The sequence below is a fragment of the Streptomyces sp. NPDC026417 genome (assembly GCF_055567695.1).
Genome location: NZ_JBVHPY010000038.1, coordinates 1 through 14,404, shown reverse-complemented (window position 1 = coordinate 14,404; position 14,404 = coordinate 1). Strand labels below are relative to the sequence as shown.

General features: G+C 67.1%; 12 protein-coding genes and 2 pseudogenes. 9 read left to right on the top strand and 5 right to left on the bottom strand.

The genetic code is table 11. The features are described from left to right. Positions 1–9 precede the first annotated feature (9 nt). Genes ACZ4NT_RS35950 through ACZ4NT_RS35940 form a run of 3 tightly spaced genes read left to right on the top strand, consistent with a single transcriptional unit; the run spans position 10 to position 1,270 of the window. Positions 10–330 (top strand): hypothetical protein, encoded by a 321-nt coding sequence (locus ACZ4NT_RS35950; RefSeq protein ID WP_467729478.1) that lies wholly within the window; start codon positions 10–12, stop codon positions 328–330. After that, positions 330–755, top strand: a complete 426-nt coding sequence (locus ACZ4NT_RS35945; RefSeq protein WP_467729442.1) for a TadE/TadG family type IV pilus assembly protein — start codon at positions 330–332, stop codon at positions 753–755. The genes ACZ4NT_RS35950 and ACZ4NT_RS35945 overlap by 1 nt, the downstream gene beginning before the upstream one ends. A 5-nt stretch (positions 756–760) precedes the next feature. Beyond that, positions 761–1,270, top strand: a complete 510-nt coding sequence (locus tag ACZ4NT_RS35940; RefSeq protein WP_467729440.1) for a TadE/TadG family type IV pilus assembly protein — start codon at positions 761–763, stop codon at positions 1,268–1,270. Positions 1,271–1,290: 20 nt separating this feature from the next. Here ACZ4NT_RS35940 and ACZ4NT_RS35935 read toward each other — a convergent pair whose 3' ends face one another. Beyond that, entirely contained in the window at positions 1,291–2,115 is an 825-nt protein-coding gene (locus ACZ4NT_RS35935) for a DUF4262 domain-containing protein (RefSeq protein WP_467729438.1), read from the bottom strand. A gap of 198 nt (positions 2,116–2,313) precedes the next feature. On the opposite strand from ACZ4NT_RS35935, the gene ACZ4NT_RS35930 reads away from it, so the two are divergent. Genes ACZ4NT_RS35930 through ACZ4NT_RS35920 form a run of 3 tightly spaced genes read left to right on the top strand, consistent with a single transcriptional unit; the run spans position 2,314 to position 7,735 of the window. Then, positions 2,314–2,760: a TadE/TadG family type IV pilus assembly protein gene (locus tag ACZ4NT_RS35930; RefSeq protein ID WP_467729437.1), complete on the top strand. Its 447-nt coding sequence runs from the start codon at positions 2,314–2,316 to the stop codon at positions 2,758–2,760. Then, entirely contained in the window at positions 2,760–6,209 is a 3,450-nt protein-coding gene (locus ACZ4NT_RS35925) for a LysM peptidoglycan-binding domain-containing protein (RefSeq protein ID WP_467729435.1), read from the top strand. Before ACZ4NT_RS35930 ends, ACZ4NT_RS35925 begins: the two co-directional genes overlap by 1 nt. Positions 6,210–6,259: 50 nt before the next feature. Further along, complete coding sequence (locus tag ACZ4NT_RS35920; protein ID WP_467729433.1) at positions 6,260–7,735, top strand: DUF2637 domain-containing protein; 1,476 nt, start codon at positions 6,260–6,262, stop codon at positions 7,733–7,735. 41 nt (positions 7,736–7,776) lie between these two features. Here ACZ4NT_RS35920 and ACZ4NT_RS35915 read toward each other — a convergent pair whose 3' ends face one another. Further along, positions 7,777–8,535 (bottom strand): GntR family transcriptional regulator, encoded by a 759-nt coding sequence (locus ACZ4NT_RS35915; protein WP_467729431.1) that lies wholly within the window; start codon positions 8,533–8,535, stop codon positions 7,777–7,779. 1,117 nt (positions 8,536–9,652) lie between these two features. Here ACZ4NT_RS35915 and ACZ4NT_RS35910 point away from each other — a divergent pair. Both ACZ4NT_RS35910 and ACZ4NT_RS35905 read left to right on the top strand, forming a co-directional pair. Beyond that, the gene (locus ACZ4NT_RS35910; RefSeq protein WP_467729429.1) at positions 9,653–10,294 is read left to right on the top strand and encodes a DUF6302 family protein; all 642 of its coding nucleotides are present in this window, start codon (positions 9,653–9,655) and stop codon (positions 10,292–10,294) included. Positions 10,295–10,517: 223 nt separating this feature from the next. Continuing rightward, positions 10,518–11,435 carry a hypothetical protein gene (locus tag ACZ4NT_RS35905; RefSeq protein WP_467729427.1) on the top strand — a complete coding sequence of 306 codons (918 nt, stop codon included), beginning with the start codon at positions 10,518–10,520 and terminating at the stop codon, positions 11,433–11,435. A 317-nt stretch (positions 11,436–11,752) separates the two neighbouring features. Here the strand turns inward: ACZ4NT_RS35905 and ACZ4NT_RS35900 are convergent. The 3 genes and pseudogenes from ACZ4NT_RS35900 to ACZ4NT_RS35890 form a co-directional block, all read right to left on the bottom strand. Continuing rightward, positions 11,753–12,504: pseudogene (locus ACZ4NT_RS35900) on the bottom strand (transposase). Between the two features lie 54 nt (positions 12,505–12,558). Further along, positions 12,559–12,663, bottom strand: a pseudogene (locus tag ACZ4NT_RS35895) (IS481 family transposase); the annotation flags it as partial. A gap of 202 nt (positions 12,664–12,865) precedes the next feature. Beyond that, positions 12,866–13,204 carry a hypothetical protein gene (locus ACZ4NT_RS35890; RefSeq protein WP_467729425.1) on the bottom strand — a complete coding sequence of 113 codons (339 nt, stop codon included), beginning with the start codon at positions 13,202–13,204 and terminating at the stop codon, positions 12,866–12,868. 711 nt (positions 13,205–13,915) lie between these two features. On the opposite strand from ACZ4NT_RS35890, the gene ACZ4NT_RS35885 reads away from it, so the two are divergent. Beyond that, positions 13,916–14,170, top strand: a complete 255-nt coding sequence (locus tag ACZ4NT_RS35885) for a hypothetical protein (RefSeq protein WP_467729423.1) — start codon at positions 13,916–13,918, stop codon at positions 14,168–14,170. Positions 14,171–14,404: the final 234 nt, after the last annotated feature.

The following is a 14,404-nucleotide window of genomic DNA, read 5'->3' as shown; positions in this document are numbered from 1 at the left end:
GTCACGACCATGAAGCACACTGCCGCCCGCACCCGCCGTGCTGTGCTCCGGGCGACGACACACCCGCACACCGGCCCGGACAGTGCGCCCCGCAGACCGGGGGTGGGCGGGCGGGGCGCGCGCACCTTATCGCGCGCCAGCCGCGCCGTCTTCCATGTGACCAGCCGCGTGCAGGAAGGCCTTCAGGAGGCAGCACGGCGTCCGGACCGCGGCGACATCTCCACCACCACCGTCATCATCTGGGTGGCAGCCGTCACCGGCGCGGTCCTGATCGCGGGAACCATCGCCGTCGTGATCGCCAAGTACAACGGCCAGCTGAACGGCCTGTGATGAAACGTCCCGAGCGGCTGAGCGACTGGTGGCAGGGGCGACGGTGGGGCGATGACCGCGGCGACACCTCCATCCAGATGGCGATCATCTTCCCGTTCGTGCTGCTCGCCACGATGGCCGTCATCCAGGCGTCCCTGTGGTACTACGCCCGGCAGATCGCCCTGACCGCCGCCCGCGAAGGAGCCACCGCAGCCCGCTCCTACCAGTCGAGCCCGGCCGACGGGGCGGCCCGGGCGCGGAACGTACTGGGGCGCACCGCCGGCGACAGCCTGACCGGCTACAGCGTCAGGGCCGGCAGTGACGGGCAGCGTGTGCGGGTCCAGGTGAGCGGCACCGCCCTCTCGCTGATCCCCGGCGTGCCGGGACTGCACGTCAGCCAGTCCGCGTCCGGCCCGGTCGAGCGCTGGACGATTCCGGGGGAGTGATTCACGTGCGAGACAGGGCCCGTTGGGCTGACAGGCTTCGCGGTGATGAGGGCAGTGCCGCGATCGAAGCGGCGATCATTGTGCCGTCGCTGATCATGTTCCTGTGTCTGGCGGTCGCCGGCGGTCGGATCGTCACCTCCGGCGCGAAGATCGACTCAGCGGCTGAGGACGCGGCCCGGGAAGCGTCCATGCACCGCACAGCTTCAGCCGCTCAGGGTGCCGCGCAGGCGGCGGCCGCCGAGTCCCTCACGGACCAGGGGATCACCTGCGCATCGACATCCGTCGACGTCAACACCGGTGGCCTGAGCGTGCCGGTGGGGCAAGTGGGCACCATCACGGTGACCGTGACCTGCACCGTTTCTCTCTCCGACCTGCTGCTGCCAGGGGTGTCGGGGTCAAGGACGCTCACATCGACGGCGACGTCCGTGGTGGACCAGTACCGGCAGAGAGCCCTTGGGTTCGCAGATTCTGAAGGGCCATGGGGCGCGAGCCGAAGCATGGGGGCCGTGCAGTGAGATCGCGAGAATACTTGGGTTTATGCCTCGCCCGCCGAGCGATTCCGGGCTCCTGCTCGGCAGGCTGTTCGTGCTGCGAGCCAGACAGTCTCGAACTCTTCGAGGGTGAGGTCGTGCGGCTCGTGGCCGTCCCATTCATGGACGGGCACCTCAGCAGTGGCGCCGAACGTCTTCTCGTAGTCCGCCAGTGTTCCGCCTGCCTGGGCGTCTTGCCATTCGGTCTGGGAAGCTGCGGCGATCGGCGTCTTGAGGGGTCCCTGCAGTTCGACCTGGCGGGTGACCCAGCCGTCGGCGTCGACTTCGAAGTAGAACCAAAGGTCCTGGGTCCATACGCCGACGGGATGCTCGTCGGGGTGCAGGTCGAGTCTGGGCTGGTGGCTCAGGAGGCTTTCCCCGCCAGCATGCCAGGGGAAGGCTCCGTCACGCTTGGGCCAAACGACCTGCAGGACCGGGAACGGCGGCTTGCGGTAGTAGCTGATCGCCATTCCGAAGAAGGCCTTGTACCAGCGGTAGTCGACGGCTCGGAGTACGACGGGGACGCTGGCGACGTCGTGCCGTTTCTGGCCGGCTTCCAGGGGCTGTCCTTCAATCTCTTGCTGGGCAAGGTCGTTGAGGATCGTCTGCATCAGACGGACGTCCAAGCCGAACATCGAAAGCTCTGGCATCCGCCGGCTGTGCCAGAGGCCGATGGTGTAGACCCAGCCCGGCCCGTTGTCATCGGCGGGAATCATCGTGACCTGCCAGCCGTGCTGCTGGATGACGTCGACGGTCGACTGGACACGTGGGTCCAGTTCGTTGATGTCCTGGCAGACGACGCAGTGGCAGGGGGTGAGACCGGTGGGCATGGCGGTGAGCGTACGAGAGCGGTTCCGCCTCAAGCTCGGCGGGATCGGTCAACCGGGGGTGCCGGTGTCGGTGTCGGTGAAGCCGCGGGGGTCGACGACTGCGGTGTAGCGGAGGCCGGCGTTGATGGCCAGGACCAGAACACGACCTGCAACAGCGGGCGCTTCCGAACCGACGACTTTTCCGACACGAGGCAGGGGATGATCGTGCGTGGGTTTGTGCGGACACGGTACGACGACCGCGGCGGCGTCACCGTGTTCGTCGCGGTGTGCGTCTTCGCCCTAATCGGCATCATCGGCCTCGCCGTGGACGGCGGAAGCAAGATGCGTGCCACCGAGCGGGCTGACTACATCGCCGGCGAGGCCGCCCGGGCCGGCGGACAGGCCATCGACCCCGCAGATGCCATCAGCGGCACCGCGATCCACGTCAATCCGCAGGCGGCCACCGCCACCGCGCAGGCCTACCTGCGCTCCGCCGGCGTCACCGGCACCGTCAGCGTGTCCGCGGACGGCAAAACCCTCAACGTCACGGTCACCGACTCCTACGACACGCGCTTCCTGTCGGTGGTCGGGATCGGCTCGCTGTCGGTGACCGGCCAGGGCACGGCCGCCCTCCTGCACGGCGTCACCGCTCCCGAAGGAACCTGATGCGCCCCACCACCCGCTCCCCCGCCGTGACCGCCGCCCGGACCCTGGCCCAGGTACTCAAGGCCGTGCTGAGCGTGCTGGTCCTGGCCTCCGTCCTCGCCGGGCTGCCGCTGCTGCTGGCCTGGGCGACCCCGGTCATCTGGGCTGCTACAAACGACGACCTCACGCACCTGCTGGACCGGCAGGACACAGGCCAGGTCTTCCTGCTGTTGCTCATCTGCGTGGGCTGGACCGGGTGGGCGCAGCTCGGCTTCTGTGCGGTAAGCGAGCTCATCGCGCAGCTGCGGGGCAGGACTTGGCACGCCCCGCGCGGATTGGCTGCCCCACAGCGCGCTGCGGCCGTGTTAATCGGCAGCATCCTGGTGCTGCTGCCTGCGAGTTCAGCCCTGGCCTCCGATGCGCAGGCGGCGCCGGCCAGCACGGCGGGCCTCCTACCTGGCCAGGCAGCCCGTCAGACCTCCCAGACCACCGGCGCTGACCAGACTTCCCCGATGTCCTCTGCGAGCACCTCGACGTCGAGTACGTACACGGTGCGCGAGACCCGGCCGGCCCAGAGCCTGTGGGGCATCGCCGAGCGGGAGCTGGGGGACGGCGAGCGCTGGCGGGAGATCGCCGACCTGAACGAAGGCCGCAGCATGCCCGACGGCACGGTTTTCCGCGCGAACAGCATCCTGCAGCCGGGCTGGCAGCTGAAGATGCCCCAGACCAGCAGTGCACCAGCCCGCGTCCGTACGCAGTTGGGCAACCAGCCTGCGTCGGCCTCACGGAACGGTGAGCATGTCGTCACGGTCCACTCCGGCGACCACCTTTCGAAGATCGCGGAGAAGGAGCTCGGCGACGGCAGCGACTGGCCCCAGCTGTTCAAGGCCAGCCGAGACAAGCCGCAACCCGACGGCCTGCCCGACATCACCGACCCGAACCTGATCTACGCGGGCCAGCAGATCACTGTGCCCGGCACCCAGCCCGAACAGCCTGCTCCGCCGCAGGACGGCGACGGCGCGGCGGCAGACAGCCAGGACACCACTCCCCCTCCGACGAAGACGCCCAGCGCCGAGCAGTCAGCGGGCGAAGACGCGGAGGATGCGCCAGCAGCCGGTCAGACCACAGCGCCCGCTCCAGCGTCATCGGCTCCCAGCGCACCGAGCAGCCGTCCCGCCCAGCAGCCCGGACAGACACACGGCTCTGGCTCTCCCTCCGCAGCTCCTTCTGCCACGCCGCAGTCCAGCAGCAGCGCATCGCCGTCGGCCGAGCCGTCCAGCTCCGCCGCCACCGGTTCCGAGACGCCGGCGTCGGCCCCGTACGACCCTCCGCTGAACCTGCGGCGAGTCTTGGGCGCCGGCGCGCTGTTGGCCGCCGCCATCAGCGCAGCGCTCGCCCTGCGCCGGACGCTGCAGCGCCGCCGCCGCAAGCCCGGCGAGAAGATCGCAATCGCGGCGGAAACGTCCCCGGCCGAGGCCCAGCTGGCGGCGGCCGCCGAACCCGCAGATGCCGTCCGCCTGGACGTGGCCCTGCGGACCCTGGCCCACCAGCTGGCCAAAGACTTGAACCTGCCAGCGCTGCGGGCCGCACGGATCGGTGCCCGCACCGTGGAGGTGCTGCCCGAGGACCTCGCCCAAGACGCCGTGCCGCCCTTCGCCACCGGGAAGGCCGGCTGGTGGGCCCTGCCCACCGACGCCGACCTGCTGGACGAAGACACGGCCCGCGACGTACAGGCCCCGTACCCGGGGCTGGTCACGATCGGCAGCACCCCCGCGGGCGACCTTGTACTGCTCAACCTGGCACACGTGCCAGCGCTTCTGCTGGACGGCAACCCAGTCCACATCACCGAGGTATGCACCTCCCTCGCCCTGGAACTCGGGATGAGCCCATGGGCCAGCGAAGTACAGATCGTGACGGTGGGGTTCGGGGAGGACCTGCCACAGCTGCTGCCCACCGCGCGGATCTCCCACATGCGCCAGGCCGCGCACGCACTGCGCGACCTCAGCGAACGCCTGCTGGAAGCGCACCAGATGCCCGAGACCGGCCACCAACCGTATCTGTTGCTGTGCGCGTCCTTGCTGGACGAGGACCTGGCCTGGCAGTTCGCCGATGTCATCGACAAATCCCACAAATCCCGCACAGTGCCCGTCACACTGATCGCCCCAGCGAGTTCCGCAGCCGCCCACTTCCCAGAAGCAGAGCTCCTCAACGCCTCGCTCAGCGAGCCGCAAACCCTCGACGTGGCCGGCACCGACATCACAGTGCAGCGCCTGGAACACGCCGCCTACCTGCAGATCACCACCGCCCTGAAAGTGTCCGGACAGCCGCCCCACCCAGCCGAGGGGCCCTGGGAGACCGTCCCGGACGAGTCCGACAGCCTTCCCGGGCAGGTTCCACCCACGGAGTCCGCGCCTCCATCCGTTGCCGCCTCGGTCCCATCGCCGCCGACGCCAACAGATATCTTCCCGGCCCTGCTCGCCGCCAGCACCGACCCGTCAGGGCTTGGTCTGCCCTCCCCCGCCGCATCGACACGGCTCGACGACCAAACGGGATCCGACCGCGAAGCAGCCGCATCTTCGGCTCCGACCGCGGCGGACACCACCATGCTGGCTAAGGCGACAGAGGGCGCGGAGGCGGCAGGGGCGGACCGCGCCGGGATCGGCGGCGAGAAGCCCGGGGCGGAACCGGAAGGGTACGAGGCGCAGGACGTGCGTGCGCCAGAGATCCGAGTGCTGGGGCCGGTCGAGGTGACGGGCGTTGCCAGCACCGGTCACGGCCCCAGGATGGCGCAGCTGGCCGCCTTGCTGTACTTCCGGCCCGGACGCAGTGCCGATGTCGTGTGTGCCGACATGGCCCCCGTCAGCCCCTGGACGACGAGCACCCTCAACGCCCGGATGCAGGGCCTGCGAAGTTCCCTGGGAAGCGACTCCCACGGCACCCCCTACGTGCCGCGCCGCAAAGCGGGCGCGGACCCCTACCGGCTCGCTCCCGGTGTGCGCTGCGACTGGACGCGCTTCCTGCAACTCGTTGAACGCGCACTGCCACTGGGCCCGTCCGGCCTGACGGACTTGGAGAAGGCGCTGACGTTGGTACGAGGCAGGCCGTTCGGCGGCCGGCCGCTGCCCTGGGCCGAGCCCCACCAACAGGAAATGATCACGCGGATCATCGACGTCGCGCACACCGTGGCCACCTACCGCACTTCCGCAGGGCCCCACCACGACCTCAACGCCGCGCGCCAGGCCATCGCGACCGCTCTCGAAGTCGACGACACGGCAGAACTCCTCTATCGGGACTGGCTGCGGATTGAGCATACGGCCGGAAACCGACAAGGGCTGCACACCGCCATCACCCGCATCCAGCAGGTCAACCAAATGCTGGACTGCTCGCTGGAGAGGGAGACCGAACAGCTCATCACCGAACTCCTCAACACGACGCGAGGCGGCGTCCCACAATCAGCGGAAGACCGGTGATACCAGCTACCCGGCACACGCACCGGGGCGCAGGAAGAAGGGACGGACGCGTGGCTGGGCCACTGCAGCTCACACGGATGCACCGCATTCTCATCGGCGTGGTCGTCGCGGGAGCGGTGGTCATCGCCGGTATCGGCTTCGCCGGTTCGTACGCGGCCGTCCGTGAGCTCGCCCTTCAGAAGGGCTTCGGGAACTTCAGTTACGTCTTCCCCGTCGGCATCGACGCGGGCATCTGTGTGCTGCTCGCCCTCGACCTGCTGCTGACCTGGATCCGCATCCCCTTCCCGCTGCTGCGCCAGACGGCATGGCTGCTGACGGCGGCGACGATCGCGTTCAACGGCGCGGCGGCCTGGCCAGACCCGCTGGGCACCGGCATGCACGCGGTCATCCCGATCCTGTTCGTGGTGTCGGTGGAAGCGGCCCGGCACGCCATCGGTCGGATCGCGGACATCACCGCCGACAAGCACATGGAGGGCGTCCGCCTCACCCGCTGGCTGCTCTCCCCGCTGCCGACCTTCCTGCTGTGGCGCCGGATGAAGCTGTGGGAGCTGCGCTCCTACGACCAGGTCATCAAGCTGGAGCAGGAACGTCTCGTCTACCAGGCCCGCCTGCGCTCCCGCTTCGGCCGCGCCTGGCGCCGCAAGGCCCCCGTCGAGTCGCTGATGCCGCTGCGCCTGGCGCGCTACGGCGTCCCGCTCGCCGAGACCGCCCCCGCCGGCCTCGCCGCCGCCGGCATCGAGCCGGTGCTGCTGCCGCCGGTACCGCACCAGCCGCAGCTGGACGCGCCGGCCGCGGACCACCGGCCCGCCGTCGCGGCGCCCGCGCCCCGGCCGGAGGAGTCCGGCCCGGGACCGTACCGAAAGTCCGGGGACGCCCGGTACGAGGAGGAGCCCGAGTACGAGCCCGAGAAGGGCTTGCCTAGGCACTTCGTCGACGACGCTCTACTCGAGATGGAGAGTTTCGTACTGCCAGCAACTGCATCCACCAGCAGAGAGACTCGCGCCCAGCGAATGAACGCTGAGGTCAATGACGCGTCGAGCACGGAAGCCACCGGACTACCAGCTGCACTCACCACTGTCGACCACTACTACCTGGCTTGGCTGGACTACCAAGCCGAACAAGGTGAACAGCCGACAACCGACCAGCTATCCACCTATCTCACAGCACGAGGCTTTCACGGACGCGGCGGAAACCCGATCAGCCCCGCCACTCTGCGCCGCTACTCCCTACCCTTCCGCGTCTACAAGGTCTGGGCCGAACACCGGACGCGCGAAGACACTCCACTGCCAGACGTCGTCGCAAAGGAATGCACAACCCGCGGGATCACAGCCCAGTACAACAAGCCTGTCACCGCCGCCTACGTCAGGGCGAATAGCCGAGACTTTCAACGACGGTGGGGTGCCCTCAGCCACGCAGCCGCCAGCACTCGGCCGCCGCCTACGGCGTTGCCAGCTACTCGTACTCACGTCGCTGCGCCACCGGGGCCGCTGAGCCGGCGTAGCCCTGTGCCTCGGGGCGAGGGCTAGCGGGTCACTGGGTGATGCCAGCCCAACACTTCGGCGGCAAGTCAATCGAGGTCGATCGGGATTTCGTAAGCGATCTCCCAACGCACATCCGGTACAGCGATGTCGGCGGTCTCGACAGGGCGACCGTCGCGGTCATAGTAGGTGCGTTCAATGCGTATGAGCAGGTCTCCGACTGTGATGCCCAGGAGATTGGCTTCCTGCTGGTCAGCGCGTCCGGGACGGGGAACCTCTACGGCGACATCGATAGTGACACCGATCGCGCGCATTCGTTTCACGACTCCGGCGCCGGCGAGCGGGCCCATCTCCGGCAGAACGATAGGAGTGCCGTCCGTGATAGCCAGGGGCTCCCATGAGGTGGACAGCTGGACGGGCAGTCCGTTAGCGAAGAACTCGTAGCCAGTGCGCACGCAGAGGTCACCTGGGCTGATAGCGAGACGTTGGGCGATGTGCTCAGGGGCGGGAACACGGGCTTCGCTGTGAGACTCCCAAGTGCCTCGATGCCCCTTTTCAAGCATGTCGGCGCGGAAGGGGGATCCGCTGCGGTCTTCGCGGTGGCGAGAGCGCACCATGCGCAGACGCTCTCGCGGAGAGCGGACAAAGGTGCCTGAGCCAGCCCTTCCTTCGAGGATGCCTTCGATGATCAGGCGCTCCATGGCGCGTTGGGTGACGTTGCGGCCGACACCGTATTCGGTGGCGAGTTGAGCGCGTGAGGGCAGTCGTTCACCGACAGCCCAATCACCGTCCCTGATGCGACGGCGCAGGTCGTCCGCGATGTGGAGGTAGGGCGCCTCTCGCGGCATGCAACTCCTCCTGCTGCCCAGTCGTGCAGGGCTGTTGGTTCGATCAGCATCAGCATTGACAAGCTACTGCATCAGGTAGAAGCTACTGAAGTAGAAATACTCTACGTGATCAACGCTTCACGGGGGAGACCTGTGCGCCCTCAGAGGGTCGAAACCATCGCCGTACGACTGTCGGCTGCCCTGGGTACGCACATTCGGCGCCTGGGCAGCCCCTCGGGTGTCCGCCTCGAGGCAGATCTGCCGCCCGATTTACCAGAAACCAAGCGCCGAGACCTTCTCGCCGCCATCGCCGACGCCGACGCATACGGCCATGAGCACACCGGACGCAGCAACTTCGTATGGGTATTCATCAACTCCCAGGAAGACTCGTGAGTGACGAACGGGAACAGCACACGATGCACACCTTCCAGGCAGAGAACGTCGCATCTCACCCGATAGCCAAGACCCAACACGGACAAACAGATCGTCCAGCTACTTGCCTGTGGGGCCGCGAAGACCAGATCGGACGGTGTTCCCTGATGGGGGCAACCCCGCCTGCCGTGCGTGTCAATTGCAGAAAGGGCCTGCGGCAGCCGGACGTCATGTTGGCATGGTTTAAACGGCATCAAGACCCGTTCGGTTCGCCTGTGCATGCGGAGGACGCTCGCCGGGTGAAGCAGATGCGCCGTCTGGTTGAAGCCCGTCTACTGCTGTGCCGGTTGCCGGAACTCGTTGATCCGATGCTGTTGGTGACTAGCGAGCTGGTGACCAACGCCCTGCGGCATGGCGAAGGTCCCGGAGTGTCGCTCCTGCTGTCCTCCTATGAGCAGCACGCCCATCTCCGTGTCCACGACGGCTCTCATGGGAGTCCTAGGCTGCTTGCCCCGTCCGTATTGGCTGAGAGCGGGCGGGGCTTGTTTCTGGTGGAGGCCACGGCACGAGAGCTTGGCGGATCGTGGGGGATCAGCAGCGATCACACGCAGACGTGGTGCGAACTTCCCCGACCCTGCGAGCCCTTGGGAGAACGAGGATCCCTCGACGCAGATTGTGCGGGGGCCGAGACGGCATCGAGTTCTACGAGCTCGGTTGTGTCGTTCGCCGTTCGAGGGCATCAGTTTCCGTCGGCGGGGGGTCTCGGGTGAGTGCCGCTCCCACGAAGCGCGAGGTCGCAGAGAACCGTGCCGCGCTGGAAGCCGATCGATTGAAGGTGGTGCACCGCTACCGCGTTGAAGGCGCTTCCCTGGCAGCGCTCTGCCAGGAATACGGGGTTGGTATCGAATGGCTGCGCCGGCAGTTTGATGAGTGGAACGTGCCTCGCCGTCTACGGAGGCATGAGGATCCTGGCTTTCCTTGGAAACCATTGCACAAGGTCGAAAGAGCCATCCTCGCCCGCCGGTTGGCGAACCCTGGCCTGCTGGAGGCGAGCGTCGTCATCGACCTCAGCGGCGCACACCCGATCTGCTCGCTTTCCCGGACACGGCTGGCAGTTCCGGTCGGCTGGGGGCGCGTGGCAGGACACCTGGAGGTAGCGAACTGGGCGGAGGCGTGCCTCGTCATCCTGCAGCTACGCAGCCTGCCCGCGCAGTTCCCCGCCCTTCGGCAACGCAAGCCCTACAACTCCCCCACCGCACCGCGGACGGTCTGCTGGGGAGCCGGCACGCCCCCGGACCGTCACCAGCAGGGGCAGATGCTGGGCTACCACCGCTCCGGAGTCGTCGCCTACGCCACCTTCGGTCACCTGCTGACCGACACCAGCAACGCCCCCAGCGACAGCCCTTGACCCAACTCCCCCACGCGGCCGCCCAAACCCTGGCACCACCCTCAACGGCAGTCACAACACGACCCGCCTCGCCGCTACATCGCCCTACGCCCTGAAAGCCGCCATGCCTCTCTTACGTGCACGCAAACCAACCGACAAGCCCCACAGCGACATAGCAACACCGCCGCCAGACCTGCCCCTCACGCCACACCCCGCCGGCTGGGACACCGACCTGCGCCTTGCCTTGGAAGACCTCCACGTCGGCCGATGGCGCTCAACCCAGCAGCTCCTCGCCACAACCGGCCGCAACTGGACGATACGGACCGCGCGCAGCCAGGTCCTGGCCGCCAGCGCCGTTGCCCAAGACGCCGTCGCGGCCTGGCTGGCTGAGGAACCCCGCAGTGCGAACGCGATGATGATGCGGGCACGGGTCCTGACCCAGCAGGTCTTGACCGAGCACCGGCATAATCCCGCAGCGGCACTCAGCGAAGACTTCTCCCTCGCACGAGAGGCGTGCAGGACCACGGCGCACCTGGTGCCTCGCGATCCGGTCCCCTGGGTTTGCCTGCTCTCACTCGCCCAGCTGGACCTCGACCCGCGGTGCAGCCCTTTCCCCGAGCACTGGGCGCACGCCCACGACCCGATGCTTCCTGCAGCGCCATGGGGCCTGCTGCACGAGGTCGAACGGCGTGATCCAGGCAACCGGGAGGCCTACCACCGCATGCTCGCCGTCTTCCACACCCGCGGCTACTGCGCCATCGACTTCGCGCACGTCGCCGCAGCCAAAGCCCACCACGGCTCACCCCTGCTCATGCTCCCGCTGTACGCCTACGCCGAGCTGTACCGGCAACGACTGCAAAACCCCCGCGCCGACATCTTCCGCTTCTGGCTCGACCACCCCGTCGCCGCCCACACCGAACGTGCCCTGCGCAGCTGGTTCGCCTGGACCCAACCACGCCAGAACGCCCCTTTAGATCTCAATCACCTTGCGTACGCGCTCGTGGCCGGAGGGCACGCACATCACGCCCGAGCGGTCTTCGAGGCGATCGGCCCCTACGCCACCGCCGCCCCCTGGCAGCACCTGTCGAACTTTCCCGTCCAGTGGCAGGACGAGTTCAAAAAGGCCCGCGACTACGCCATGCGACACGCCCTGCAGACGTGATCCGCAGACCGCCTCTCCTGATCCACACCCCCCTTCTCCCCTATCACGCCGAGGCTCGCGCCCATTCCCCCCGCACGCCCTTCCCGCCCGAGCACCGGCGCCGACATCGCCGCGCCTGCTTCCCACCCAAGGCCACTGCCGCTTTCACCCAGAAACAGGAGTGCAATCGTGAAGAGAACTGCCACGCGCCGGCATAGGCGACCGGACGACGACGCCACCCTCGCCCGCCTCGGCTACAAGCCCGTCCTCGCCCGTCGTATGGGCGCCTTCGGGAACTTCGCCATCTCCTTTAGAGGTTGTCCCGTATGGGATGTGAGTTATCCGGTGAGAGCCAGGTTGTGGAGCCGAGCGATGCCGAGAATGGCCTGGTGAACTCCGTCGCCCTTGAGCCGGCAGTCCCGGAGGATCTTCCAGTTCTTCAGCCGCGACAGTGCGTGTTCGACCCGTGCACGTGCTCGGCGGTGGACGGCGTTCTCCGCTTCCTGCTGTGCGCTGAGGTGGCTCTGGCCTCGTCGTTTGCGGTGCGGGATGAGCAGGCCGGTGCCTTGGTAGCCGCCGTCCGCGATGGTGGGGGCGCCGCGGCAGACCCGGTCGACGCCGGACTCCGTGAACGCCCGGCAGTCGTTGCGGCTGCCGGGGAGCGGAAGGCCGATGGCCACGACCAGGCGGCTGTTGGCGTCGATGACAACCTGCAGGTTGGTCGAGTAGCGGTAGTTCTTGCTGGAGGCTGCGATGGTGCGGTCGCGGGGGGGGCACCAGGGTGCCGTCGACGATGTAGACGGTGTCCTTGCGCGGCCGGCGGGCTGGGGAGATCGCCAGCAGCGGTGCGAATTGGTCGAGGATGCGATCGGCCGCAGACTTCGAGACCCCGAACAGCGGCGCCACCTGCCGCAACGTGAGGTTGGTGCGCCAGTACGTCGCCACCAGCAACACCCGGTCCTCCAACGACAGCCGCCACGGCCGACCACGCTGAACATCACCACCACGACGCCGTGGCGAACTGCACCTCGGTCAGACCCGAGAACAGCTCAATCCACTTCGGATCATCCGCTGAGATCACCCCACCCATGCCCAGCCAACGCACCAACTGCTTCACCGGTTACGGGACAACCTCTAGCTAGCAGACACCGTACCGGACCGCAGCCGCCACCGAGGCACGGCCGGAACGGACACGCTCGATGATCAGCGGCCTGCCATGAACGGTCAGTCGGGCATTACGGTGGGACACGGAGGCCTCCGTGCGGTGAAGGTTCGACACCTCCACCACACACGGAGACCTTCGCCACGATCAAGACCGGCCCGCGTTAACAACGCTCGTGATCAAAACACCCAGCGCCTGTTTCTCGGCTCTCTCCGCGGGTGGGGCGTTGGCGGCGGGCTGGCTAACCCCCGCTAAACAGCACTTCAAACGCCTGCGATAAAGAATAAGCTCAGTGCGCCTCATAGACGGCTAACGGTATCGAGCTGCCGGCACTGGCACCGAATATCAATAAGTCGGAGGTCTCGCCGGAGGCGATGCTGTTTCCCCAGTGGAAATTCGTGCCCGGTAGTGAAGCAGGCTTCTGGTAGAGCCCGCTAAATTTGACACTCAGGTCTTCTTGGGTTCCTTTGGTTCCCTCTATCCATGGTCCGATTACATCCGTAACACCCGGCCACTCCTTCCAGGGAATCCGGACGTTGCTAGCAACGGCGTAGCCATCCGCCGGGCCTGAGGGAGGAGGCACCATGGACCCTGTCTTTCTATTGAAAAGGCCAATTTTGGCGTCCATGCGCAGATCTTCCGTTTTCGGACTAAATGGATACGTGAAGATCCTTATGCGCGCACGCGTCCTGTTCTCCTGATTTTCGATGCACAACTGGACCCGATCGTCTTGCCTCGCGTCTAAACGCGACATGTAGGAGGGGTTGAGGGAACCATGGCAGTGGATGCCCAGTGTGCTGGCAGGTGCGGCGGTGGGCGACACGGTTGGGGTTGGAGGAATGCTTAGGGTGTTCGTTCCTACCGCTCCGCTGGTAAGGAGAAGGGCCACACCAACGGCTCCCGCCGTGACAGTGCCACCTGCAATCATAAGTCTTGTCTTCATGTTTTCCGTCCTACAAGCAACTATGGCTTCAGCTTCTACTGATGGCGCTCCTACTGGAACAGAGGAAGACCACACCCCGCACTAGGGAGACACCCGGACCTTTCAGACTGAGCCTCTCCAACCTGGTCGCACGGTCAGCCTCTGCCGTCCGTGAGCACCCCCGTTCAGCCTTCGAGCAGGCGCTCGGCCATCTCGGAACCGGATCGAGGCCAGCCGCTGGACCGAGTCTTGGCCGAGCTGAAGCTCCAGTGGGCGGGTGAGGGCCGACGCGGATCCAGTGTGGGGCCCGGGACGGCGAGGCGGACGCGGCGCGCACCCGGCACAGACAACCGCACCGCACCCCACCCCGCGACGGTGCATCTGCTGCCTGATCGAGTTTTCGATGACGCGTAGCGGTTGTCTCCGCCGCTGCTGGACTACCTGCGCCTGCTGCGGGACAAGCCGGGTACGGCGGCTGCGTTGCTGTTGAGTGGGGTGGGTGCGGAGCGGGTGATCGCTCGGGCGCCGGCGCTGCGGTCACGGATGTTGACCTGGCACCAGGAGCGGCTCGGGGAGACGCTGACGATGTTCCATGACGTGCGGGAAGACGCCGATCCAGCGGATATGGGATGGGCGGATGCGACGGTGGCGCGGGGCAACTTCCGTACCTGAGCGGGCGAAGGTCACCTCCCACGTCTACGCCCTTACCAAGCGGAGCCGGGATGCACAGGTGGACCGTGCGCTGATGGAGCAGGCCTGTGCCCGACTGGGCCCCTACCCGTGCCGACCCGCCCGCGCGACGAGCTCTTAGTACTCCAGCAGCGGTTCGTGTCCTGAGCTGGTGGTTGTCGTTGTCCTGGTATGGAGGGGATGACTGAGGTCAGTTGCTGGACGGGTGAGTTGGAG

Excerpts from the sequence above, each read along its gene's own strand:
- ACZ4NT_RS35950 (WP_467729478.1), top strand. The coding sequence starts at position 10 with ATGAAGCACACTGCCGCCCGCACCCGCCGTGCTGTGCTCCGGGCGACG.
- ACZ4NT_RS35945 (WP_467729442.1), top strand. The coding sequence starts at position 330 with ATGAAACGTCCCGAGCGGCTGAGCGACTGGTGGCAGGGGCGACGGTGG.
- ACZ4NT_RS35935 (WP_467729438.1), bottom strand. The coding sequence starts at position 2,115 with ATGCCCACCGGTCTCACCCCCTGCCACTGCGTCGTCTGCCAGGACATC.
- ACZ4NT_RS35930 (WP_467729437.1), top strand. The coding sequence starts at position 2,314 with ATGATCGTGCGTGGGTTTGTGCGGACACGGTACGACGACCGCGGCGGC.
- ACZ4NT_RS35925 (WP_467729435.1), top strand. The coding sequence starts at position 2,760 with ATGCGCCCCACCACCCGCTCCCCCGCCGTGACCGCCGCCCGGACCCTG.
- ACZ4NT_RS35915 (WP_467729431.1), bottom strand. The coding sequence starts at position 8,535 with ATGCCGCGAGAGGCGCCCTACCTCCACATCGCGGACGACCTGCGCCGT.
- ACZ4NT_RS35890 (WP_467729425.1), bottom strand. The coding sequence starts at position 13,204 with ATGGACGCCAAAATTGGCCTTTTCAATAGAAAGACAGGGTCCATGGTG.